The organism is Candidatus Desulfosporosinus nitrosoreducens, from assembly GCF_030954495.1.
Taxonomy (GTDB): domain Bacteria; phylum Bacillota; class Desulfitobacteriia; order Desulfitobacteriales; family Desulfitobacteriaceae; genus Desulfosporosinus; species Desulfosporosinus nitrosoreducens.
Genome location: NZ_JAVHUW010000048.1, coordinates 36,863 through 60,852, shown reverse-complemented (window position 1 = coordinate 60,852; position 23,990 = coordinate 36,863). Strand labels below are relative to the sequence as shown.

Annotated in this window: 29 protein-coding genes, 1 tRNA gene and 1 other annotated feature; all 30 genes read right to left on the bottom strand. The window is 47.9% G+C overall.

The annotated features are described in order from the left end of the window. Positions 1–8: 8 nt before the first annotated feature. Positions 9–374: a 50S ribosomal protein L14 gene (gene rplN / locus REC12_RS10845; RefSeq protein ID WP_308894305.1), complete on the bottom strand. Its 366-nt coding sequence runs from the start codon at positions 372–374 to the stop codon at positions 9–11. Positions 375–409: 35 nt separating this feature from the next. After that, positions 410–670 carry a 30S ribosomal protein S17 gene (gene rpsQ / locus REC12_RS10840; protein ID WP_308894304.1) on the bottom strand — a complete coding sequence of 87 codons (261 nt, stop codon included), beginning with the start codon at positions 668–670 and terminating at the stop codon, positions 410–412. Positions 671–693: 23 nt separating this feature from the next. After that, complete coding sequence (gene rpmC / locus REC12_RS10835; protein WP_308894303.1) at positions 694–897, bottom strand: 50S ribosomal protein L29; 204 nt, start codon at positions 895–897, stop codon at positions 694–696. Next, positions 887–1,324 (bottom strand): 50S ribosomal protein L16, encoded by a 438-nt coding sequence (rplP, locus tag REC12_RS10830; protein WP_308894302.1) that lies wholly within the window; start codon positions 1,322–1,324, stop codon positions 887–889. The genes rpmC and rplP overlap by 11 nt, the downstream gene beginning before the upstream one ends. Then, positions 1,325–1,987: a 30S ribosomal protein S3 gene (rpsC, locus tag REC12_RS10825; protein WP_308894301.1), complete on the bottom strand. Its 663-nt coding sequence runs from the start codon at positions 1,985–1,987 to the stop codon at positions 1,325–1,327. Positions 1,988–1,990: 3 nt separating this feature from the next. Beyond that, the gene (rplV, locus tag REC12_RS10820; protein ID WP_308894300.1) at positions 1,991–2,332 is read right to left on the bottom strand and encodes a 50S ribosomal protein L22; all 342 of its coding nucleotides are present in this window, start codon (positions 2,330–2,332) and stop codon (positions 1,991–1,993) included. Between the two features lie 22 nt (positions 2,333–2,354). Then, positions 2,355–2,636, bottom strand: coding sequence for a 30S ribosomal protein S19 (rpsS, locus tag REC12_RS10815; RefSeq protein ID WP_308894298.1), 282 nt, complete (start codon positions 2,634–2,636; stop codon positions 2,355–2,357). 19 nt (positions 2,637–2,655) lie between these two features. Beyond that, positions 2,656–3,483 carry a 50S ribosomal protein L2 gene (gene rplB, locus REC12_RS10810; protein WP_308894296.1) on the bottom strand — a complete coding sequence of 276 codons (828 nt, stop codon included), beginning with the start codon at positions 3,481–3,483 and terminating at the stop codon, positions 2,656–2,658. Between the two features lie 30 nt (positions 3,484–3,513). Then, positions 3,514–3,801 carry a 50S ribosomal protein L23 gene (locus REC12_RS10805; protein WP_308894295.1) on the bottom strand — a complete coding sequence of 96 codons (288 nt, stop codon included), beginning with the start codon at positions 3,799–3,801 and terminating at the stop codon, positions 3,514–3,516. Next, on the bottom strand, positions 3,801–4,424 hold the full coding sequence (rplD, locus tag REC12_RS10800; RefSeq protein WP_308894294.1) for a 50S ribosomal protein L4: 624 nt from the start codon (positions 4,422–4,424) through the stop codon (positions 3,801–3,803). Before rplD ends, REC12_RS10805 begins: the two co-directional genes overlap by 1 nt. A gap of 17 nt (positions 4,425–4,441) precedes the next feature. Then, a complete protein-coding gene (gene rplC / locus REC12_RS10795) occupies positions 4,442–5,077 on the bottom strand; it encodes a 50S ribosomal protein L3 (RefSeq protein ID WP_308894293.1) in 636 nt (211 codons plus the stop codon). A gap of 178 nt (positions 5,078–5,255) precedes the next feature. Further along, positions 5,256–5,561 carry a 30S ribosomal protein S10 gene (gene rpsJ, locus REC12_RS10790; RefSeq protein WP_308894291.1) on the bottom strand — a complete coding sequence of 102 codons (306 nt, stop codon included), beginning with the start codon at positions 5,559–5,561 and terminating at the stop codon, positions 5,256–5,258. Positions 5,562–5,787: 226 nt separating this feature from the next. Then, positions 5,788–6,990 (bottom strand): elongation factor Tu, encoded by a 1,203-nt coding sequence (tuf, locus tag REC12_RS10785; RefSeq protein ID WP_308894290.1) that lies wholly within the window; start codon positions 6,988–6,990, stop codon positions 5,788–5,790. A gap of 109 nt (positions 6,991–7,099) precedes the next feature. Then, positions 7,100–9,178, bottom strand: coding sequence for an elongation factor G (gene fusA / locus REC12_RS10780; protein ID WP_308894288.1), 2,079 nt, complete (start codon positions 9,176–9,178; stop codon positions 7,100–7,102). 39 nt (positions 9,179–9,217) lie between these two features. Beyond that, positions 9,218–9,688: a 30S ribosomal protein S7 gene (rpsG, locus tag REC12_RS10775; protein WP_308894286.1), complete on the bottom strand. Its 471-nt coding sequence runs from the start codon at positions 9,686–9,688 to the stop codon at positions 9,218–9,220. A gap of 44 nt (positions 9,689–9,732) precedes the next feature. Beyond that, positions 9,733–10,152: a 30S ribosomal protein S12 gene (rpsL, locus tag REC12_RS10770; RefSeq protein ID WP_308894285.1), complete on the bottom strand. Its 420-nt coding sequence runs from the start codon at positions 10,150–10,152 to the stop codon at positions 9,733–9,735. Positions 10,153–10,243: 91 nt separating this feature from the next. Then, positions 10,244–10,495 carry a ribosomal L7Ae/L30e/S12e/Gadd45 family protein gene (locus tag REC12_RS10765; RefSeq protein WP_308894567.1) on the bottom strand — a complete coding sequence of 84 codons (252 nt, stop codon included), beginning with the start codon at positions 10,493–10,495 and terminating at the stop codon, positions 10,244–10,246. 66 nt (positions 10,496–10,561) lie between these two features. Continuing rightward, positions 10,562–13,996 (bottom strand): DNA-directed RNA polymerase subunit beta', encoded by a 3,435-nt coding sequence (gene rpoC / locus REC12_RS10760; RefSeq protein WP_308894283.1) that lies wholly within the window; start codon positions 13,994–13,996, stop codon positions 10,562–10,564. Positions 13,997–14,022: 26 nt separating this feature from the next. Beyond that, a complete protein-coding gene (gene rpoB / locus REC12_RS10755) occupies positions 14,023–17,391 on the bottom strand; it encodes a DNA-directed RNA polymerase subunit beta (RefSeq protein ID WP_308894281.1) in 3,369 nt (1,122 codons plus the stop codon). Positions 17,392–17,801: 410 nt separating this feature from the next. Beyond that, complete coding sequence (rplL, locus tag REC12_RS10750) at positions 17,802–18,182, bottom strand: 50S ribosomal protein L7/L12 (protein ID WP_308894279.1); 381 nt, start codon at positions 18,180–18,182, stop codon at positions 17,802–17,804. 53 nt (positions 18,183–18,235) lie between these two features. Continuing rightward, complete coding sequence (gene rplJ, locus REC12_RS10745) at positions 18,236–18,763, bottom strand: 50S ribosomal protein L10 (RefSeq protein ID WP_308894277.1); 528 nt, start codon at positions 18,761–18,763, stop codon at positions 18,236–18,238. 23 nt (positions 18,764–18,786) lie between these two features. After that, positions 18,787–18,917, bottom strand: a sequence feature (ribosomal protein L10 leader region). A gap of 50 nt (positions 18,918–18,967) precedes the next feature. Next, the gene (rplA, locus tag REC12_RS10740) at positions 18,968–19,660 is read right to left on the bottom strand and encodes a 50S ribosomal protein L1 (protein ID WP_308894276.1); all 693 of its coding nucleotides are present in this window, start codon (positions 19,658–19,660) and stop codon (positions 18,968–18,970) included. Between the two features lie 50 nt (positions 19,661–19,710). Next, on the bottom strand, positions 19,711–20,139 hold the full coding sequence (gene rplK / locus REC12_RS10735) for a 50S ribosomal protein L11 (protein ID WP_308894274.1): 429 nt from the start codon (positions 20,137–20,139) through the stop codon (positions 19,711–19,713). Positions 20,140–20,174: 35 nt separating this feature from the next. After that, positions 20,175–20,702, bottom strand: a complete 528-nt coding sequence (nusG, locus tag REC12_RS10730; RefSeq protein WP_308894272.1) for a transcription termination/antitermination protein NusG — start codon at positions 20,700–20,702, stop codon at positions 20,175–20,177. Positions 20,703–20,744: 42 nt separating this feature from the next. After that, on the bottom strand, positions 20,745–20,966 hold the full coding sequence (secE, locus tag REC12_RS10725) for a preprotein translocase subunit SecE (protein ID WP_308894270.1): 222 nt from the start codon (positions 20,964–20,966) through the stop codon (positions 20,745–20,747). A 216-nt stretch (positions 20,967–21,182) separates the two neighbouring features. After that, the gene (rpmG, locus tag REC12_RS10720) at positions 21,183–21,332 is read right to left on the bottom strand and encodes a 50S ribosomal protein L33 (protein ID WP_308894268.1); all 150 of its coding nucleotides are present in this window, start codon (positions 21,330–21,332) and stop codon (positions 21,183–21,185) included. A gap of 181 nt (positions 21,333–21,513) precedes the next feature. Continuing rightward, positions 21,514–21,589, bottom strand: a tRNA-Thr gene (locus tag REC12_RS10715). Between the two features lie 104 nt (positions 21,590–21,693). Beyond that, the gene (gene sigH / locus REC12_RS10710; protein ID WP_308894565.1) at positions 21,694–22,344 is read right to left on the bottom strand and encodes an RNA polymerase sporulation sigma factor SigH; all 651 of its coding nucleotides are present in this window, start codon (positions 22,342–22,344) and stop codon (positions 21,694–21,696) included. A gap of 201 nt (positions 22,345–22,545) precedes the next feature. Next, positions 22,546–23,295, bottom strand: a complete 750-nt coding sequence (gene rlmB / locus REC12_RS10705) for a 23S rRNA (guanosine(2251)-2'-O)-methyltransferase RlmB (RefSeq protein ID WP_308894564.1) — start codon at positions 23,293–23,295, stop codon at positions 22,546–22,548. After that, complete coding sequence (thyX, locus tag REC12_RS10700) at positions 23,292–23,972, bottom strand: FAD-dependent thymidylate synthase (RefSeq protein WP_308894265.1); 681 nt, start codon at positions 23,970–23,972, stop codon at positions 23,292–23,294. The genes rlmB and thyX overlap by 4 nt, the downstream gene beginning before the upstream one ends. Between the last annotated feature and the right edge of the window lie 18 nt (positions 23,973–23,990).

The window sequence follows — 23,990 nt, the reverse complement described above, 5'->3', positions numbered from 1 at the left end:
TGGGGTCTCTAGATAACTTCCGGTGCCAGGGAAATAATTTTCATATAATTGTCACGCAGCTCACGAGCTACAGGTCCAAAGATACGAGTTCCGCGAGGGCTCTTGTCATCTTTAATAATGACTGCCGCATTCTCACTGAAGCGGATATATGAACCGTCGGGACGTTTGATCTCCTTCTTGGTGCGTACAACGACAGCCTTGACAACGTCACCCTTTTTGACAACGCCCCCTGGCGTTGCTTGTTTAACAGAAGCCACAATAATATCGCCAATTGATGCATAGCGACGCATCGAGCCGCCCAGCACACGAATACACATCAACTCTTTGGCACCGGAATTGTCGCCAACCCGAAGCCTGGTTTGTACCTGGATCATTCCCTTTGACCCCCTTCCGAACTAAATATGACTCATTAAAGCGCAATGGCCCTCTCCAGAATTTCAACCATACGCCAGCATTTATCCTTGCTTAAACGACGAGTTTCCATGATCGTCACAATATCTCCGATGTGAGCTTCATTGTTCTCATCATGAACCTTATATTTTTTCGTGCGAGTAAATGTCTTTTTATAAATCGGGTGGCGCTCAGTAATTTCAACAGACACAACAATGGTTTTATCCATTTTGTCACTGACTACTTTGCCGATCCGAACCTTACGTTGGGCTCTTTCCACGCTAAAAAGCCTCCTTTCTCAAGTTAAGAACGTTCAATCTTTAACTCGCGCTCGCGCAAAATCGTCTTACCGCGGGCAATCCCTTTGCGAATTTCACGAATTCGCATCGGGTTATCGAGTTGTCCCGTTGCCAATTGGAAACGCAAATTAAACAGTTCGGTTTTATAATCGTCGATCTCTTTCGCAACTTCATCATCAGTCAGGTCACGGAAATCCTTAGTTTTCATTTGCGTCACCTCCTACTAAATCTGCACGGGAAGCGATCTTACATTTGATCGGGAGTTTATGCATTGCCAAGCGCAAAGCCTCACGCGCTACTTCTTCTGCCACACCGTTAAGTTCAAACATGACACGGCCCGGCTTTACTACGGCAACCCAGTATTCCGGTGAACCTTTACCGCTACCCATACGAGTCTCGGCGGGTTTGGCCGTTACAGGCTTGTCAGGGAATATCTTGATCCATACTTGGCCGCCCCGTTTAATATAACGGGTCATGGCAATACGAGCAGCTTCAATCTGCCGGTTCGTGATCCAACCACTTTCCAGGGCTACAAGACCATATTCACCAAAGGTAATCGTGGTGCCGCGAGTAGCCTTACCAGCCATACGACCGCGATGCTGTTTTCTATGTTTCACTCTGGTTGGGACTAACATTTAGTTTCCTCCTTCCACCTGAGCGACGACCTTCTTCGCTGGAAGAACCTCACCTTTATAAATCCAAACTTTGATACCAATCTTACCGTACGTTGTATTGGCCTCAGCGAATCCGTAGTCAATATCGGCACGTAAGGTATGAAGGGGTACTTTTCCTTCGTGGTACCATTCAGTTCGGGCAATTTCGGCTCCAGCCAAACGACCGCTGCACTGAATTTTGATTCCCAATGAACCTTGGCGCATAGTCCTGCCGACAGTTTGTTTCATGGCACGACGGAAGGAAACGCGTTTTTCAAGTTGTTGGGCAATGTTTTCTGCAACCAATTGCGCATCCAACTCAGGCTTCTTAATTTCTACGATGTTTACTGCAACTTGTTTGCCTGTCATGGCTTCAAGTTGTTTCCGCAAGTTTTCAACCTCAGCACCGCCGCGGCCAATAACAATTCCCGGTTTGGCAGCGTGAACTGAAACCTTGATGCGGCTTGCAGCCCGTTCAATCTCAACTTTCGGGCAGCCGGCCTGTTTCAGCTTATTTTTTACAAATTCACGAATTTTCAAATCCTCGTGAAGAAGTTCCACATAATTCTTACCTGCATACCATCGGCTTTCCCAATCACGGATTATCCCGATGCGGAGGCCTTTGGGATTAACCTTTTGACCCACTGCTTAGTCCTCCTCCTTATCGCCGACAACCACGGTAATGTGACTCGTCCGTTTCCGGATTTGATCCGCACGACCCATGGCTCTTGGCTTAATGCGTTTTAAAGTTGGTCCTTCATCGACACAAATTTGAGTGACGACAAGCTCGTCAACATTCATGTCGTAATTGTGTTCTGCATTGGCTACCGCAGACTTCAGCACTTTCGTGACATCAGCAGTAGATCCCTTAGGGGTAAATTGAAGAATGGCGAACGCATCACTGACCTTCTTGCCGCGGATTAAATTGACAACCTGGCGCACCTTACGAGGAGAGATACGTACATATTTTGCCACCGCTTTTGCTTGCATGTGTCTTTAGCCTCCTCTCGAATTATCGTAAGCCGCTGGATTTTTCGCTGCCAGCATGGCCTTTATAGGTGCGTGTCGGCGAAAACTCGCCAAGTTTATGCCCTACCATGTCTTCTGTAATATAGACAGGGACATGTTTTCGTCCATCATGAACCGCAATGGTAAATCCAATCATTTGCGGGAAAATTGTTGAGCGTCTGGACCACGTTTTAATAACGCGTTTATCACCGGACTCGTTCATCGCCTCAACACGGGCGAGGAGACGAACTTCGGCGAAAGGTCCTTTCTTCAGAGATCTGCTCATTCATAGGGCCTCCTTTCGACTACTTACTGCGCCGTTTCACAATAAAGCGATTCGACTGATTCTTTTTCTTCCGGGTCTTGGCACCAAGTGCCGGTTTGCCCCACGGAGTGACCGGGTTACGGCCGATAGAGTTGCGGCCTTCACCGCCACCATGCGGGTGGTCGCAAGGATTCATAACCGATCCGCGGACTGTCGGGCGAATGCCCAGCCAGCGGGATCGTCCGGCTTTACCAATGTTGATGTTTTCATGGTCAAGATTTCCGACCTGGCCAATCGTAGCGCGGCATTCCAGGCGAATCATGCGCATTTCTCCGGAAGGGAGTCTTAAGGTTGCATAGGAACCTTCTTTAGCCATTAATTGAGCTGATCCTCCGGCTGTGCGCACCATTTGAGCGCCTTTGCCCGGTTTCATCTCAATGTTGTGCAACAAGGTACCGACCGGAATATTTTGCAGCGGCAGAGCGTTGCCAACTTTGATGTCGGCGTCAGCACCCGAAACAACGGTTTGATCAACCGCCAAGCCGTTCGGAGCCAAAATATAGGCTTTAAAACCGTCTTTGTAATAAAGTAAGGCGATATTAGCCGAGCGGTTCGGATCATATTCAATGCTGGCAACTCGTGCCGGAATACCGTCTTTATTCCGTTTGAAATCAATTTCCCGATACATTCTCTTATGCCCGCCGCCTTTATGGCGAACGCTCAAACGGCCTTCGCTGTTGCGTCCGGCTTTCTTGCGCAGCGGTTTTAACAAAGAACGCTCCGGCTCAGTTCTGGTAATTTCTTCGAACGTCGAAACCGTCATCTGACGTCGGCCGGCCGAAGTTGGTTTAAATGACTTTAGTGCCATTGGTTTCTTTCCTCCTTTGCTTCAAGCTGTTTACAGGCCTGCGAAGTTCTCGATTCTATCTCCAGCTTTAAGCGTAGCAATCGCTTTTTTGCGGTTTGATGTTTTACCGGTATACTTGCCCACCCGTTTCATTTTCCCTTTAACATTTATGGTATGGATCTCAACCACCGAGACCTTGAACATTTTTTCGACGGCTGCTTTAATTTCAATTTTGTTGGCGGCTGGGTCTACCCAGAAGGAGTACTTATTTTCCTCAACAAGACCTACGGATTTTTCGGAAATAACCGGGCTTTTGAGGACATCACGTGCGTCGCGCATTACGCAAACACCTCCTCTGTTTTTGATACCGCTGCTTTCGTCATAACCAGAATGTCATAGTTGAGCAAATCCACTACGTTCATGCCCGCGACATCCATGGTGATAACTCCTTCAAGGTTGCGCGCGGAGCGGAACACGGCTTCGTCGAGATTATCTGTGACAATCATAGCCTTCTTGTTAACTTGAAGGGCTTTGAGCAATTTGACAATCTCGCGGGTTTTGGCTTCTTCTAAATTCAAAGCATCCAAAACGATCAATTGCTGCTCAAGGACCTTCGAAGAGAGTGCTGAGTGCAAAGCTAAGCGACGAACTTTCTTCGGCAGTTTAAAACCATACTTACGCGGTTTCGGTGCAAATACAACGCCGCCGCCTCTCCATACCGGAGAGCGTGAGCTACCGGAGCGAGCGCGTCCTGTTCCTTTTTGACGCCACGGCTTACGGCCGCCTCCGCGTACTTCACCGCGCAACAAAGCAGATTGCGTGCCTTGCCGAGCTCCGGCCAATTGGGAAACAACGGCCGAATGGAGAACTGGGACATTCGGTGTAATCCCAAAGATATTATCATTAAGTTCAATTTCACCAACAGATGCACCTTGCATATTTACTACTTGAACTTTCGGCATTGCTTATTCCTCCTTTCTCAGTGCTGCTTCGCCTTGACAGAAGGCTTCAGAATGAGCAATGATTTTTTCGCTCCTGGGACAGCCCCTTTGATCAAGATCAAGTTTTTATCTAAGTCAACCCGGATAACTTCCAGGTTTTGTACTGTTACTCGTTCGCCACCCATACGGCCTGGCAAAACACGGCCTTTAAAAACACGAGCCGGGCCTTTCGCGCCAAGGGAACCTGAACGGCGATGATATTTGGAGCCGTGAGCCATTGGTCCGCGGCTGGCACTGTTGCGTTTGATCATTCCCTGAAAGCCTTTGCCTTTGGAAGTTCCTACAACATCCACTTTGTCTCCGACGACAAAGAGATCCACACTGACTTCCTGGCCAACCTCATAGCTGTCGATGTCCTCGACCCTGAATTCCCGGACATAGCGCATAGGCTTTAAGTTTGCCTTCTGGAAATGTCCTTTGCGCGGCTTATTCGTCAAGCCTTCGCGAAGCAGGGAAAATCCCAGTTGGATAGCGTTATAGCCGTCCGAAGCAACTGTTTTCTTCTGAACCACCGGACAGGGACCCGCTTCCACTACTGTGACCGGTATGACTCGGCCTTCGCTTGTGAACACCTGGGTCATCCCTATCTTTTTGCCTAAAATTCCTTTTGACACGAATGCCACCTCCTAGACACTTTGAAGTGCGCCAGATTTCTCTGGTGCACGAGAGCGTCTCCTTATTATTTATCTCACCGCGTTACTCCAAATCCCTACACACTACCGGGCGTTTCTCGCGACAAGTACAACATATTATATCACAAGACATATAATTAAGCTACTTAAAAACGAAAATTTATAACTTAATTTCAATATCTACCCCTGCAGGCAGATCCAATCGCATGAGAGCATCCACAGTTTTTGAAGTAGGTTCAAGGATATCAATCAAACGCTTATGAGTGCGCATCTCAAATTGTTCGCGGGAATCCTTGTTAACGTGCGGCGAGCGTAAAATAGTATAAACATTCTTCTCCGTTGGGAGAGGAATCGGTCCGCTAACCTGTGCTCCGGTTCTTTTAGCTGTCTCTACAATTCGTTCCGCGGATTGATCGAGAGTTTTGTGATCAAATGCCTTTAAGCGGATTCTGATTTTTTGGCTCATTGTTAATTCTACCTCCTTAATAGTTCCGTTAAACGGATCGAGCGCAAAAATTCCCCAGACAAGCGGAGTCACTTGTCCAGCAACCTTTTACGCCAGCAAAATATAGAGAGCAGATGCTGGAAACAAACGATCAAGCTTGATAAATCGTCCTTTCTCCATCTGACTTCACAATTAGAGAGGAAGAATCTCTTCCTCTCTAATTAAACTCATAGCTTATATATTACAATTAAGCATAAATTTTTGCAACAATTCCTGAACCAACGGTACGTCCGCCTTCACGAATAGCAAAGCGAAGTCCTTCTTCCATAGCGATTGGGGTAATAAGTTCAACGTCAATCGTTACACGGTCGCCAGGCATAACCATTTCGGTCCCTTCAGGAAGAGTGATAACACCGGTAACATCTGTTGTCCGGAAATAAAATTGGGGGCGATAGTTGTGGAAGAATGGAGTGTGACGTCCGCCCTCTTCTTTATTCAGGATGTAAACCTCGCCGGAAAACTTGGTGTGAGGTTTAATCGATCCGGTTTTGGCCAAAACTTGACCACGTTCAATATCTTTACGCTCAACACCACGGAGAAGCGCACCGATGTTGTCCCCTGCTTGGGCTTGATCTAACAGTTTGCGGAACATTTCTACGCCGGTTACGACGGTCTTGCGAGCAGCGGTGCTTAAGCCCACGATTTCAACTTCGTCTCCGACTTTAACTTGTCCCCGCTCAACACGGCCGGTTGCCACAGTACCACGACCAGTGATCGTGAAAACATCCTCAACAGGCATTAAGAAAGGTTTGTCAGTGTCACGTTCCGGAGTAGGAATGTAAGAGTCAACGGCATCCATAAGATTCCAGATCTTACCGCACCACTCGCAGTCACGTTTGCCGCAGCCACATTGGAGGGCTTTGAGGCCTGAGCCGGGAATGATGGGGATATTGTCGCCATCAAACTCGTAGGAACTTAAAAGTTCACGAATTTCCATTTCAACCAACTCTAAAAGTTCTGCGTCGTCAACCATGTCGGCTTTGTTAAGCCAAACTACGATACTGGGCACACCAACTTGACGGGCCAAGAGGATGTGTTCACGAGTTTGAGGCATAGGGCCATCAGCAGCGGAAACAACCAGGATTGCGCCGTCCATTTGAGCAGCGCCGGTGATCATGTTCTTAACATAGTCTGCGTGCCCTGGGCAGTCAACGTGAGCATAGTGACGGGTTTCCGTCTCATACTCAACGTGAGCGGTGGAAATGGTGATTCCACGTTCACGCTCTTCAGGGGCTTTGTCGATTTGATCAAAAGCTGTTGCCACAGCGCCGCCGACTTTGGAAAGAACAACGGTGATAGCAGCTGTAGTGGTAGTTTTACCGTGGTCTACGTGTCCGATGGTTCCAACGTTAACATGTGGTTTAGTACGTTCATATTTCGCTTTTCCCATGTTTTTCACTCCTTTAAAATATTCATGATCTATGATTCAGTGAGGTACCGAGGCTCAGGTTCATAAAAATTTAAACTTTTACAACTTGAACCTCGGCTTCCAACCTCGCTTACGCGCCTTGACGTTTTGCAATAATTCCATCCGTGATCGTCTTAGGAACTTCTTCGTAATGGTCAAATTGCATCACGTATACTCCGCGGCCTTGTGTGGCTGAACGCAAATCTGTCGAATAGCCGAACATTTCGGAAAGAGGGACATAACCGCGCACAACCTGAGAATTGCCTCGTGCTTCCATACCTTCAATGCGTCCACGGCGTGAGCTGACATCGCCAATGACGTCTCCCATATATTCTTCAGGAACCGTCACTTCAACTTTCATCACAGGTTCCAGAATTACGGGATCAGCTTTGGCGGCGCCTGCTTTAAAGGCCATAGAACCAGCAATCTTAAAGGCCATTTCTGAAGAGTCAACATCATGATAGGACCCGTCATAGACTGTGGCCTTTATATCAATGGCAGGATAGCCTGCGAGGATACCGTTTTGCATGGCTTCTTCAATACCATCGCCAATCGGGTTGATATATTCACGAGGAATAACCCCGCCGACGATCTTATTGACAAACTGGAAGCCTGATCCCGGTTCCATGGGTTCAAGTTCAATCCAGCAGTGTCCGTATTGTCCACGGCCACCGGATTGCCGTACAAATTTACCTTCAGCTTTAATCGTTTTGCGAATGGTTTCTTTATAAGCAACCTGTGGGCGTCCGACATCACATTGAACTTTAAATTCACGTTGTAAACGGTCAACAATAATCTCCAGATGGAGCTCGCCCATTCCGGCAATAATTGTTTGTCCTGTCTCAATGTCCGTACGCATTCTGAAGGTCGGATCTTCCTCAGCTAAACGCGACAAAGCTCCACCCATTTTTTCCTGGTCGGCTTTTGTCTTCGGTTCGATAGCCACATCGATAACCGGCTCAGGAAAGACCATTTTTTCCAGAATAATCGGCGTTTTCTCGTCACAAAGAGTGTCCCCTGTTGTGGTGTCTTTCAAACCAACTGCGGCAGCGATATCCCCCGAACGAACTTCAGGAATATCTTCCCGGTGATTGGCATGCATTTGCAGAATACGCCCAATCCGTTCTTTCTTACCTTTGGTCGAGTTGAAAACATAAGAGCCTGCGTTCAGAACTCCGGAATAAACCCGGAAGAAGGCCAGTTTTCCCACAAAGGGGTCAGCCATGATCTTGAAGGCCAAGGCTGAAAACGGCTCCTCATCTGAAGCTGTCCTGTGATCTTCAGCGCCTGTATCCGGATTAACCCCATTAATTGCAGGGACATCCAAAGGAGACGGCATATAGTCCACAACGGCATCCAACAGAGGCTGAACACCTTTGTTTTTAAAGGCGGACCCGCACAAAACAGGAATGAACTTGTTATCCACAACTCCTTTCCTGATTCCGGCGCGAATTTCCTCTTCCGTAAGCTCTTCACCTTCAAGATACTTCATCATGAGTTCTTCGTCCGTCTCAGCAACTGCTTCGACGAGCTTCTCGCGGTACTCATTCGCCAGATCCTGCAACTCTTCAGGGATCGCATTGTGCTCTGCCGTTGTGCCCAGATCATCCGTGTAAATGACGGATGACATCGTCACCAGGTCCACAACCCCTTTAAAGTTCTCCTCAGCACCAATAGGCAATTGGATAGGGACAGGATTAGCGCCGAGTCTTTCGGAGATCATAGAAACACCACGGAAGAAATCGGCTCCCAGCCGGTCCATTTTGTTAATATATGCAATACGCGGAACCTTGTATTTATCCGCTTGACGCCATACCGTTTCAGATTGAGGCTCAACTCCACCGACCGAACAGAACACTGCTACGGCACCATCAAGTACCCGTAGAGAGCGTTCCACTTCTACCGTAAAGTCCACGTGCCCTGGTGTGTCAATGATGTTAATACGATTGTTTCTCCACTGGCAGGTGGTTGCCGCCGAAGTGATCGTGATGCCGCGTTCCTGTTCCTGGACCATCCAGTCCATTGTCGCCGCACCATCATGTACTTCGCCGATTTTATGCACGCGTCCGGTGTAGAACAAAATACGTTCCGTCACGGTCGTCTTTCCGGCGTCAATATGCGCCATAATCCCGATGTTACGCGTATTATCAAGTGAAACTTTTCTTGCCACTGCGATTCCCCCTTTCTGTCAAAATCAGTGTGCCTCAAACTACCATTTGTAATGCGCAAAAGCTTTATTTGCCTCAGCCATTTTATGCATATCTTCCTTCTTTTTGACAGAACCGCCTGTATTATTAGCAGCGTCTAACAACTCTCCGGCAATCTTCTCTTGCATGGTCTTTTCACCGCGCTTGCGCGCCATGGTGACAAGCCAGCGCAGAGCGAGAGTCGAACGACGTTCTGCACGTACTTCGATAGGAACTTGATAGTTAGCGCCACCGACGCGACGAGCCTTGACTTCCAAAACGGGCATAACATTTTTCAAGGCGTTATTAAAAACTTCCAGTGGATCCTTGCCCACTTTCTCCTGAATCATTGCAAAGGCACTATAGCAAATAGCCTCTGCCGTCCCCTTCTTACCATCCAACATGATCTGATTGATAAACTTTGTTACCGTTTGATTCTTGTAGATCGGATCGGGCAGAACCTCGCGTTTCGCAACATATCCCTTACGTGGCATTAGTTTCCCTCCTTTATAGCGTACTCATCCGGCCTAAACAGTTTTTAGGCTTTTTTCGGGCGTTTTGCCCCGTATTTCGAACGACCTTGTGCGCGCTTTTGCACTGCTGTAGTGTCCAGAGCACCACGGATCACGTGATACCGCACACCTGGTAAATCTTTAACACGACCTCCACGGAGAAGAACCACGGAGTGCTCTTGAAGATTGTGTCCGATGCCAGGTATATAGGCTGTAACTTCCAGCTGATTCGTCAAACGAACACGGGCAACTTTCCGAAGCGCAGAGTTAGGCTTTTTAGGAGTTGTTGTATAAACCCTCGTGCACACCCCTCTTTTTTGCGAAGAGCCTCCGGACGGGAATTGTTTACGGTTTAAAGAGTTATAGCCCCACTGTAACGCTGGAGCTGTCGATTTTTTCTCGATTGAGGTACGGCCTTTGCGAATGAGTTGGTTAATTGTCGGCATGTCTCCACCTCCTTTCTGATCAAATCAATATGCAAGGAATTGCTTGCTTCAGCATCAAGCAAGCAATTCCAAAACCGGCATGTCAGTAAAATTAGTCTTTCAAAATAGCCGCCACGGCTGTTCCGACTTCAATTCCGCAGGCCTTGCCAAGTTCCTTCATGCTCGAAACCTCTATACGTTCAACATTATGATTCCGGCACAAATCCAAAATTGGGCGCAGCACATGCGCTTCCGCATCGTTAGCCAGATATACGCGCCGCACAATCCCTTTTTCCAGAGCGCGCTGGGTTTGCTTTAACCCGACGGTTTTGTTTTTAGCAAGTTTAAAGGTTTCATCAAGCAGCAAGATGCTTTCCCCCTTAGTCGCACTATAGTAGTTTAGCATTTGCGTTCAAAGGTGTCAATAATTTCAAACTGGATTTGTTTCTAAGGTTTTGATATTGCGGTAGCGAGTCATACCTGTTCCCGCCGGAATTAGCTTCCCGATAATAACATTTTCTTTGAGCCCCAGCAGAGGGTCGACTTTCCCTTTGATCGCCGCCTCTGTAAGCACTCGGGTCGTCTCCTGGAAGGACGCGGCAGACAGGAAGGAGTCCGTTGCCAAAGATGCTTTAGTGATTCCCAGGAGTACGGCATGGGCCACTGCGGGTTCTCCGCCGTTGATAATGGCCTTGGCATTCTCATCCTGAAAATCAAAAATGTCTATGAGACCGCCCGGCAGCAGGCTGGTGTCGCCGGCATCGTCAATTTTGACTTTGCGCAGCATCTGGCGGACCATGACCTCAATGTGCTTATCGTTGATGTCAACCCCTTGCAGACGATAAACGCGCTGGACCTCGCCTACCAAATAAACCTGGACCCCACGCTGACCTTTAACCTTGAGCATATCGTGAGGATTGATACTTCCTTCGGTCAGTTCATCTCCTGCTTCTACAAACTGCCCGTCTCTTACGCTGAGGCGGGAGCCGTAAGGAACGGTATAGGTGACATGCTCATCGGACTCCGTGGTGATCTCCACTTCGCGGCGCCCTTTGACTTCGCTGATAGTCACTTTACCTTTCACTTCCGAAATGATCGCTTGCCCTTTCGGCTTACGGGCTTCAAAAAGCTCTTCAACCCGCGGCAGACCTTGAGTAATGTCATCCCCCGCCACACCTCCGGTGTGGAAGGTCCGCATGGTAAGCTGAGTTCCCGGCTCACCGATAGACTGGGCTGCGATGATGCCCACAGCTTCACCCATTTCTACCGGACGTCCTGTCGCCAAGTTTCGGCCATAGCATCTTTTACAAACCCCATAGCGGGAAGTGCAGGCAAGTACGGAGCGAATAACGACAGAGTCAAACTCTTTGGCAATTTCTTTTGCCTGTTCTTCCGTCATTTCACTGTCCGGGCTGGCCAGGAGTTTTCCCGTCACAGGATGGTATAACTCTTCCAGCACGAAACGGCCTACCAGTCGTTCTTCCAGAGACTCGATGATTTCCGGACCATCTTTAATGTCTTCCACCACAATGCCTGTTGCCGTTCCGCAGTCTTCCTCACGCACAATAACGTCCTGAGAAACATCAACCAAACGGCGGGTCAAGTATCCGGAGTCTGCTGTCCGCAGCGCCGTATCGGCGAGACCTTTCCGGGCACCGTGAGAAGAAATGAAGTATTCCAAAACTGTAAGGCCTTCGCGGAAATTAGCCTTAATCGGCAACTCAATCGTTCGTCCCGAAGGATCGGCCATAAGTCCCCGCATCCCGGCTAATTGCCGCAGCTGCTGAATGTTACCCCGAGCTCCTGATGTTGCCATCATATAAACCGGGTTAAACTGATTCAAGCTGTCCATTAAGGCATCTGTAACGGTTTTCGTCGCTTTTGCCCAAGTATCGATAACTAAATTATAACGCTCTTCATCCGTAATTAAACCCCGACGGTATTGTTGTTCTGTTTTAGCAACAGCCTGGTCGGCGTTGGAGAGAATTTCAGTTTTCGCTTCGGGAACCGTAATGTCCGTCAGACCAACCGTCATCCCTGCCCGCGTCGAGAACTTAAACCCTTGGCTTTTCAAGCCGTCCAGCAGAGAAGCCGTGGCTTCATATCCTGCTAAACGATAGGTTTTGGCAACAATTTCCCCCAGGCCCTTTTTGCCGACAACTTCATTGAAGTAGCCGATTTCTTTGGGAATTACAGAATTAAAAATCAAACGCCCAACGGTAGTCTCTAAAAGTCCGTCCTCGCGCCGAACTTTAATCTTGGCTTGCAAATGGACTTCTTTGGAATCGTAGGCAAGAACTGCTTCATTAAAATCCTTAAAAATCTTGCCCTCTCCAAAAGCACCCGGACGTTCCATGGTCAAATAATAAGATCCTAAAACCATGTCTTGCGTGGGGGTCTGAACAGGTCGTCCATCTTTGGGATTCAGGATATTGTGGGAGGCCAGCATAAGCAAGCGGGCTTCTGCCTGGGCTTCTGCCGACAGAGGAACGTGGACAGCCATTTGGTCCCCGTCAAAGTCGGCGTTATAAGCTGTACACACAAGCGGATGAATCTGTAAAGCACGGCCTTCAACTAAAATCGGTTCAAAGGCCTGAATGCCTAAACGGTGCAGGGTTGGAGCACGATTCAAGAGAACCGGGTGATCTGTGATAACATCCTCCAGGACATCCCAAACTTCGGGACGAACCCGCTCAACCATCCTTTTGGCACTTTTAATATTGTGAGCATGCCCTTCATTGACAAGCTTTTTCATCACAAAAGGCTTAAACAGCTCTAAAGCCATTTCTTTCGGCAACCCACACTGATGAAGTTTGAGGTTCGGTCCAACCACAATAACCGAACGTCCCGAATAGTCTACACGTTTTCCCAGTAAGTTTTGCCGGAAACGCCCTTGCTTGCCTTTTAACATGTCACTTAAAGATTTTAAGGGACGGTTTCCCGGGCCTGTCACAGGACGTCCACGGCGGCCGTTATCGATCAGCGCATCGACTGCTTCCTGCAGCATCCGTTTTTCATTGCGGACAATGATATCGGGCGCGCCTAGGTCTAAAAGACGCTTCAGGCGGTTATTGCGGTTAATCACGCGGCGATAAAGATCATTCAAATCGGAGGTGGCAAACCGTCCCCCGTCTAACTGGACCATGGGGCGCAGTTCAGGCGGGATGACCGGAACGACATCCATAATCATCCATTCCGGGCGATTCCCGGAGGACTTAAAGGCTTCAACTACTTCCAAGCGCCGTATGGCCCGGATTTTACGCTGTCCGGAGACTTCTTTCAGCTCACCGCGCAGTTCGTCGTTAAGTTTATCGAGATCCATTTCGGCCAGCAGAAGTTTAACTGCTTCAGCACCCATGCTTGCGTGAAAACGGTCTCCGTACTTCTCGCGATATTCACGATACTCCGTTTCTGTCAACAGCTGCTTTTTCATCAGCGAAGTATCCCCAGGATCTGTCACAATATAGGAAACAAAATACAACACCTTTTCCAAAGCGCGGGGGGACATGTCTAAAAGCAGTCCCATACGGCTTGGTATCCCTTTGAAGTACCAGATATGGGAAACGGGAGCGGCAAGAACAATATGCCCCATCCGCTCACGGCGTACCTTCGAGCGAGTTACTTCAACTCCGCACCGATCACAAACAATACCTTTGTAACGCACCCGTTTATATTTTCCGCAGTGGCATTCCCAGTCCCTTGTCGGGCCAAAAATCTTTTCGCAAAACAAACCTTCCCGTTCCGGTTTTAAGGTCCGATAGTTAATGGTTTCAGGCTTCTTTACTTCTCCAAACGACCAATCACGGATCATGTCCGGGGAAGCTAGGCCGATACGCATACGGTCGAAGTTATTGACGTCTAGCAATCTTATCGCTCCTTTCGTCCGGGGGACTATTTGAGATCGCCAAGATCTATATCATCATCTTCGAGGTCTTCCTCGCTCAAATCATCGAGCGGATCCTCTTCATCTGGGATTTCATCCTCATCTTCCACGGCAACGAGGCGAGGTCCTGAAGGCGGAAGTTCCTCATGAAGGTCAATACCGAGCTCTTTGGCAGTTTCCGCGATATCTTCATCGGTATCATGAATCTCAATTTCCTGATCATCCGAGGAGAGCACGCGCACATCAAGGCCTAAGCTCTGCATTTCTTTAATCAATACCTTAAAGGATTCCGGAATTCCCGGCTCGGGAATATTCTCTCCTTTGACAATAGCCTCATAGGTTTTTACACGCCCGACAACATCATCTGATTTAACGGTGAGGATTTCCTGAAGAGTATATGATGCTCCGTAAGCTTCCAGAGCCCAAACTTCCATTTCCCCAAAGCGCTGGCCTCCGAATTGAGCTTTACCTCCCAAAGGCTGCTGAGTTACCAGAGAGTAAGGACCCGTCGAACGAGCATGGATTTTATCGTCAACTAAATGGTGCAACTTCAGCATGTACATATAACCCACAGTGATCTTACTGTCAAAAGGATCTCCTGTGCGTCCGTCATACAAGATCGTCTTGCCATCTCTGGGCAGTCCGGCCTTCTCTAAAGTTTCAAAAATATCCTCTTCCCGAGCGCCGTCAAAAACCGGAGTGGCAATGCGGATACCTAAAGCTTTCGCCGCCCACCCCAAGTGAGTTTCGAGTACCTGACCAATATTCATCCGGGAAGGAACGCCCAGCGGGTTCAACACAACTTCAATCGGCGTACCGTCCGGCATAAAGGGCATATCCTCTTGACGCATAATCCGCGAGATAACCCCTTTGTTTCCATGACGGCCGGCGACCTTGTCACCGACAGAGATTTTACGTTTTTGCGCGATATACACACGGACAAGCTGATTAACACCCGGAGATAATTCGTCCCCATTTTCGCGTGTAAAGACTTTCACATCAACGATCTTTCCGGCTTCCCCGTGCGGAACCCGCAGGGAGGTATCTCGAACCTCGCGTGCTTTTTCTCCGAAAATCGCTCGCAGCAAACGTTCTTCAGCCGTCAGTTCTGTTTCTCCTTTCGGAGTCACTTTACCGACTAAAATGTCCCCAGGTCGTACTTCGGCACCGATGCGGATAATTCCGCGTTCGTCCAGATCCTTTAGAACATCCTCCCCAACGTTGGGAATATCTCTGGTTATTTCTTCCGGTCCGAGTTTCGTATCCCGGGCATCGGATTCATATTCTTCAATATGAATCGACGTATAATAATCTTCCCGGACAAGTTTTTCATTAATCAAGATGGCGTCTTCGTAGTTGTAGCCTTCCCAGGTCATAAAGGCCACCAAAACATTGCGCCCTAAGGCAAGTTCCCCATGATCGGTCGAGGGACCATCGGCAATAATCTGGCTCGCTTCAACTCGGTCACCTTTTTTAACGATAGGACGCTGGTTGATGCAGGTTCCTTGGTTAGAACGCGAATATTTCAGAAGCTTGTGGCGTTCCGTCGTGCTATCGCCGTGCAGAACCACAATATCATCCGCAGTGGCCCGTTCAACAACTCCGGCCTGCTTAGAAATCGCGCAGACCCCGGAATCCTTAGCCGTCTTGTATTCCATTCCCGTCCCCACATAAGGGGAATCTGTCCGCAAAAGAGGAACTGCCTGACGCTGCATATTCGAACCCATCAAGGCCCGGTTGGCATCGTCGTGCTCTAAAAACGGAATGAGAGCCGTTGCAATCGAGACCATTTGCTTTGGAGATACGTCCATATAATCCACTTGATTTGGGGAAACGTGAACGAAGTCCGGACCATGGCGCCCATCGATTTTATCCAGAAGAAATTTGCCGTTTTCGTCAAGGGGTGCATTGGCCTGTGCCACAACATATTTTTCTTCCTCATCCGCCGTGAGATAGTGAATCTCATCGCTGACTCGACCATGTTCCTTATCAACCTTGCGATAAGGAGCCTCGATAAACCCATAGGGATTAATTCGGCCATAGGTGCTCAAAGAACCGATCAAACCGATGTTTGGTCCTTCAGGCGTCTCTACGGGACACATCCGGCCATAGTGGGAATAGTGTACGTCACGCACTTCAAAACCTGCCCGCTCACGGCTCAAACCACCTGGACCCAAGGCGCTTAAACGCCGCTTATGGGTCAGCTCCGCCAGCGGGTTGGTTTGATCCATAAACTGCGACAGTTGGCTGCTGCCAAAGAATTCCTTAATAGCAGCCACAACGGGACGAATATTAATTAAAACTTGCGGAGTAATGACCTCGACATCCTGAATTGTCATCCGCTCACGTACTACGCGCTCCATTCGGGATAAACCGATACGGAACTGATTCTGAAGCAACTCTCCCACAGAACGCAGGCGGCGATTTCCTAAATGGTCGATGTCATCTTTGTGCCCTTCGCCCTCCATAAGGGCCAACATTCGCTGAATACTGGCAACAATATCCCCGCGTGTCAGGTGTCGGACTTCCATCGGAATATCCAAACCCAACTTCTTGTTAAGCTTATAACGACCAACCTTAGCCAGATCGTAACGTTTAGCGTCAAAGAAGAGAGCTTCTAATAACGAACGTGCGCTGTCAACCGTAGGAGGTTCTCCCGGCCTTAAGCGTTTGTAGATTTCGACTAAAGCCTCTTCCGTGGACTCAGAGTTATCTCTCTCTAAGGTAGCACGGATATATTCATTGTCTTTAAACAATTCCAAGATCTGACCATTGCTGGAGTAACCTAAGGCTCGAATGAGAACCGTTCCCGGAAGTTTTCGTGTTCGGTCAACTCTGACAAAGATATTGTCGTTAATATCCGATTCGAATTCCAACCACGCTCCGCGGTTCGGTATCACCGTAGCTCCATAAAGCTTTTTACCACTCGGATCGATTTGTTCCGCATAGTAAACTCCAGGCGAACGGACGAGCTGACTGACAATAACGCGCTCAGCTCCATTGATAATAAATGTACCCTTGTCCGTCATCAAGGGAAAATCTCCCATGAAAACTTCTTGTTCCTTAACTTCTCCGGTTTCCTTGTTTATGAGGCGTACTTTTACTCGCAAAGGCGCAGCAAAAGTAACATCGCGTTCTTTACACTCCTCTACTTGGTATTTAGCCTCTCCTAAACTGTAGTCGATGAATTCCAAAACGAGATTGCCCGTAAAGTCTTGAATGGGGGATATATCGCGAAACATATCGCGCAGTCCCTCATCAAGAAACCAACGATAGGAGTTCTGCTGAATTTCAATTAGATTTGGCATGTCAAGGACTTCCCGAATTCTGGAATAACTCCAGCGCTCTCGTATCCCTACCTTAACAGGATAGAACATTAACGCTTCACCCCTCAGTGCGGTTTTCTCTCATTGAGGTATAATATATTGACATAAACAACCAAAAGCAAGGCCTCTTAATAAAACCTCGCTTAAACTGTCTATGGTATTCCGCATCATTGCGACAAATTCAAACTACTATCTCCTTATTATCCAATGCTTGTTAGTTATTACCATAGCATGGACGGATTAAGTAAAAATCCCAATCGTATGTATAGTAACATTTATAAAGTATACCAAATCTATTATTCTGTGTCAAGAATATTTTCCGGATTTGCAGTCAATAACTATTAAAAAAGTCTACAACAGGTTGCAGTATTCAAAACTGCTTATGCAATACATCCAACTTTAATGGAGCACATTAAAGAAGGCGCCCTCCACTTAGAGAGCACCTTCTTTATTTCTCTAAACTATTTAACTTCGACGGTTGCGCCGGCTTCTGTTAATTTAGTTTTCACAGCCTCAGCTTCATCCTTGGAAATTTTCTCCTTGACAGGCTTCGGAGCATTGTCAACGAGATCTTTTGCTTCTTTCAGACCTAAGCCGGTAACTTCACGAACAACCTTGATAACATTGATCTTGGAAGCACCGCAGTTGGTCAGGATAACATCAAATTCGGTTTTTTCTTCTGCTTCTTCAGCAGCGGCAGGAGCTGCTCCGCCAACAGCAGCAACAGCCACAGGAGCTGCAGCGCTGACGCCAAATTCGGTTTCAAAAGCCTTCACGAGTTCAGAGAGTTCGAGGACAGTTAATCCTTTAACTGCTTCGAGAATTTCATTAACTTTAGACATTATTGTTTCCTCCTTAAATTATAAAACATTTTATTACCCTAAATGTATAAAGCCTATTGGGCTTCCTTGAGTTTACGCACTTCTTCGAGAGCATAACCCATTTTGCGGATTGGTCCTTGAAGAACATTGGCCATACCTGCCAAAGGTGCTTGCATACCGCGCAAAACCATGGCCAGCAGCACTTCCCGCGGCGGCAGATCCGCCAGGTTTTTTACTCCATCGGAATCGATAACCTTGCCTTCAACAACGCCTGCTTTGATTTGGAAGCTTTTAAGCTTATTGACTTTAACAAAGTCTAACAAAATTTTAGCAGGAGCTACAGGATCTTTACTGAAAGCAAGAGCCGTCGGGCCTTCCAGATAAGGCTCAAGTCCCTCTACTCCCACTTCCTGAGCGGCCCGGCGCACAAGGGTATTTTTCAAAACCTTGTATTCCACACCGGCTTGGCGAAGCTGGCTCCGCAATTGAGTAACCTGAGCCACGGTTAAACCGCGGTAATCCGCTAAAACAACCCCGGAGGATTGTTGAAACTTCTCTTTAATCTCCGAGACAACGAGACTTTTTTCTTCGATATTAGGCATTCTGTGTACCTCCTTCCTTAGGGTCACTCAGCAAAAAACCTCCGCGACTGCAGAGGTTAAGAACGCCAAGTATATCTATCGGCACGTTTTCCAACCTCGGCAGGAAATTAAGCCTTGCGGCGCCTGCTTTCTACAGTGGCTATTCAATTCCTGATAAGTGTACCCTCTTTATCGAACACTGTCAAGAGAACTCTAAATTTAGAATTAGAGCGCCTTTACAGGGTTGATTCTCACACCGGGCCCCATGGTCGAAGTAACCGTTACACTGCGGATATACTGACCCTTAGCCGCGGCAGGTTTTGCTTTAACAATCGTTTCCCCTAAAGTACGATAGTTCTCCATCAACTGCTCCGGGCTAAAAGAAGCCTTGCCTATGGGCGCGTGGATAATCCCCGCCTTTTCAGCACGATATTCAATCTTACCAGCTTTGATTTCTTTAATCGCACGGGTTACGTCCGGCGTTACCGTACCTGTTTTGGGGTTTGGCATTAAACCTTTAGGTCCAAGGACCCGTCCCAGTTTTCCAACCATACCCATCATATCCGGCGTAGCCACGACGACATCAAACCCAAACCATCCTTGTTCAATCTTAGCAATCATATCCTCGGCGCCTACAAAATCGGCTCCTGCTAATTCTGCTTCCTTCGCTTTATCGCCTTTGGCGAAAACCAGCACCGAGCGAGTTTTACCCGTTCCATTCGGCAGCACAATCGCGCCGCGAATTTGTTGATCGGCATGACGAGTATCAATGCCTAATTTAAAGGCAACTTCAATCGTCTCGTCAAATTTTGCCTTGGCGTTAGCCTTTACAATTGCGAAAGCTTCAAGGGGTTCGTAGTACGCAGTGCGCTCAAAGGTTTTTACGGCCTCTTGATATTTTTTTCCTACCTTAGCCATTCACTTAACCTCCTCGTGGTGATACGGGCTAAGCCCTCCCACAACTCATTTTAGACTTCTTCAACAACGATGCCCATGCTCCTGGCGGTGCCTTCCACCATCCGCATTGCCGCCTCGATACTTGCCGCGTTCAGGTCTTTCATCTTGATGTCTGCAATTTCGCGTACTTTCGCTTTCGAGATTGTGGCAACCTTCTTGCGATTCGGTTCAGAAGAACCCGAGTTAATATTGGCTACTTTTTTAAGCAGCACGGAAGCCGGCGGAGTTTTGGTAATAAAGGTAAACGAGCGATCTTCATAAACTGTAATTTCTACCGGAATAATAAGCCCCGCCTGATCTTTAGTGCGCTCATTGTATTCTTTGCAGAAGGCCATAATATTGACCCCATGCTGACCAAGAGCCGGACCAACCGGAGGTGCCGGTGTTGCCTTACCTGCCGTTATCGCTAATTTAACCAAACCAATTACTTTCTTTGCCATTGTCATTACACCTCCTTGATAAAGTAATCCCTATTTTAGTCGAGCTTTTGCACCTGCGCAAAATCCAATTCCACAGGTGTCTCTCTTCCAAACATCGATACTTCCACACGCAGCTTACCTTTATCCGGGAGAATTTCCCGGACTATCCCCACAAAGTCTTTAAACGGCCCGGCGATAACCTGAACAGTTTGATTGACCTCGAAATCAATACGAGCGTGGAGTTCGTCCATACCCATCTGCTGCAGAATCCGGATAACCTCTTGTTCAAGAAGCGGAATAGGCTTTGTTCCCGTACCTACAAAACCGGTCACTCCCGGCGTGTTGCGTACAACATACCAAGAATCGTCGGTCATTTCCATCTCAACAAGCACATACCCGGGATAAACCTTGCGCTTGGTTACCTTTTCTTTCCCATTCTTGAACTCAACTTCATCCTCCATCGGCACAAGAACGCGAAAAATTTTCTCCTCCATATTCATGGATTCGACTCGTTTTTCGAGATTCATTTTAACTTTGTTTTCATAACCCGAGTACGTGTGAATAACAAACCAGTCTTTTGCCATTTCTCAGGGACCTCCTCAGACACTGCCGCAGAAACTTGCAGTTTAGGGCACTAGCTTGGTTAAGGCTATACTTAAACCGCCGTCTACAATCCACATGAGAACGGATACAATTCCCACCGTAAAAAACACAACTCCTGTGTAGGCGAGCAATTGTTTACGGCTCGGCCAGTGAACTTTTTTTAATTCACTCAAAACCCCACGGAAATACTCCGCAGTCTTTTCCGCTTGTCGCTGAGTATTAGCTGGTTTTTTCAACGCGCCCATCACTTCACATCCTTACACGACATCGGTGCCCTCGACACTGTGACAACGCTTCCTGGCGTACAATCCATGACCTCACAGGGTAAGTAAACTTGCCTAGCCTACTCAGAAACTGTCTTCGCCCTTGATAGCCGTCAGGCACAGACGATTGCCCCAGTTGCACTTACCTACAGAAAATTTAACAGAAAGTCATACTTTCTGATAGGTGCAAAAAAAAAATTACTTGGTTTCCTTATGAAGAGTATGGCTTTTGCAGAACTTACAATACTTTTGGGCTTCTAAACGATCAGGGTTATTTTTCTTATTCTTCATCGTAGCATAATTACGGTGCTTGCAATCCGTACACGCTAAAATAATGCCAACACGCATTCACGAACACCTCCCAGACAACGGTAGAACGCTGCATTTATTCCATTACTCAAGTACTTTATCACAAGATAACTACCCTGTCAAGGAAATAACCGGTAAGAAAACTCAGTTAGCAAGCGTCCCTTGAACATCATAACAAAAAAGACAGCCTGGCTGTCTTTTGAAATATCTGCAAAATAAATGGAGCCAACGAAGGGACTCGAACCCGCAACCTGCTGATTACAAATCAGCTGCTCTACCAATTGAGCTACGTTGGCATTTTGTTTGCGCCCCATCAGCGCTTTGCTGTCAGGCACTCATATAATTTAGCATCTTTTCGCTATAAATGCAAGCTTTTTTTCTTTCAGAAGTGTATGTAAAATTATCCATCCCGACGTTCAAGGTAGCGCTCAAGTTTCCTTTTCACTCTCTGCAACGCGTTGTCGATCGATTTCACATGTCTCTTCAAGTCAACAGCAATTTCCTGATACGATTTCCCTTCCAGATAAGACATCAGTACCTTCCATTCTAAGGAACTGAGAATTTCGCCCATCTTTTCCTCAATGTCGTCAAATTCTTCCCGGCTAATGATCAGCTCTTCCGGGTCTGTAATGCGAGTCCCCGAGATGACATCAAGCAGGGTACGATCAGAATCCTCATCATATATAGGCTTATTCAGTGATACATACGAGTTTAGAGGAATGTGTTTCTGCCTTGTCGCTGTCTTGATAGCGGTAATGATTTGGCGGGTTATGCATAATTCCGCAAATGCCCTGAACGAAGAGAGCTTGTCGCCGCGGAAGTCTCTTATGGCTTTATAGAGTCCAATCATTCCCTCTTGAATAATATCTTCGCGATCCGCCCCTATGAGAAAATAGGAACGAGCTTTTGCCCTAACGAAGTTCTTATATTTGTTGATTAGATACTCCAGTGCTGCCGCGTCGCCTTCCTTGGCAAGCTCAACCATCTCTTCATCTACGATTATATCGCCGATTTCGCACTCTGGTAGTTCTGGTTGGGCTTGAAAAGTCAAGTTGATCCCCCCTACAATGTCGTCATGAAGAAGACGCAATCTCGCCTAGCCCTTGTCCACGGGAACATTCTCATTATACTCGACGCTGAAGAAAAGCGTCAAGGCGAAGTTTTGGTTGTTCTGTCGCTATATGCGCGAAGTTTAAAGCCAAGACCCGGGTACAGGACCGGAGGTTGTCTAAAAGAGACTTTAGAATTAACTTTAACGAGCATAAGCTCTCTGCCTAAACACTTCATAAAGCATCAGAGACCCGGCAACACTCGCGTTAAGTGACGTCACCTTCCCCCTCATCGGCAGACTGACAAGCTCGTCACAGTTTTCACGCAGCAAACGGCTGATGCCTTTGCCTTCGCTGCCAATAACAATAACCCGAGGTCCTGTCAGATCCGCCGTAAAAGCATCGCTGCCTCCGGCTTCGGCGCCGGACACCCAGCACCCTTTCTTTTTCAGCTCCTTAATTGTCTGCACTAAATTGCTTACCCGGGCAACCAAAACATGTTCAACAGCCCCAGCCGATGTTTTGGCAACCGTTCCGGTCAGGGAAACACTGCGCCGTTTGGGAATAATCACCCCATGAGCTCCAACGGCGTCAACGGTCCTCAGCAAGGCCCCCAGATTGTGGGGATCTTCGATTTCATCCAGCACCAGGATAAACGGGGCTTCCTGCCTCTTTTCCGCTAAGGCAAGGATGTCCTCCACTTCAGCATACTCTCTGGCAGCCACATAGGCCAGCATGCCTTGATGCCGCTCGCGTTGAGCCAGACGGTCAAGGGCCTGACGGTCCACAAATTGATAAGGGATGTTCCGCTTCTGCAAGAGGGAAAGAATTTCTTGATTCCGTACATTCGCGCCATCGGCAAGCAAGAGAATCTTGTTGACAGGCTTCCCGCTTTTCAAAAGCTCTAAGACCGGATTTTTGCCGTAAATGATTTCATCGTTCAAGTTATTCACGTCTTCTTTCTTGACAGGGTTTGTAATCTTCCGCAACTATAAGTACCTTGATGGCATACTCCCTGGGTCACACAGGTCGGCCCTGCTCCGCTAAACAAATTCGGAGCCACGCCGCGCACCAAGTCCAGCATCCTCTCCGCCAGCCCGCGAATTTCCCACTGGGCTCTCCGGCAGGTGCGATGCTCGAAAAAATTTAACAGCGAGCGGGCATTAAAAGTAGCCATTAACGAGGTCGTGCAGGCGTTGGGCAGCACAAAACGGGCATCTTCGGCAGGCACCATGCCCTGAAGAGCTTGGTACTCCTCCTGAAGGCGCGCCATAACCCCTTCAAAACGCTCCATAGCCTGGGGATTTCCTTGGATACTCGGGGGGATGACATACTCAAAGCCATTCTCTTTTACATAGCGCTGAGAACGTTGAGAGTAACTGGCGATTCTATGCCGCACTAATTGATGAGATAAAGCCCGCGAGACGCCGTCAATGGAAAACTGAAAACTCACATGTTCGAATGGAGAGAGATGGCCCATAGCGCGCAATTTACGGACAAAGCGGGCCACTGTCTCCTCATCCAGATGTTCTAAAAGTTCCGGCACGGGATCTGCCGAGTAACACAAACGGGCAGCGGAAGCCACAACCTTTTCCGGGTCCGGAGTATATTGAATCAGATCCACTTTCATTTCGACAGCCCTCTTTTC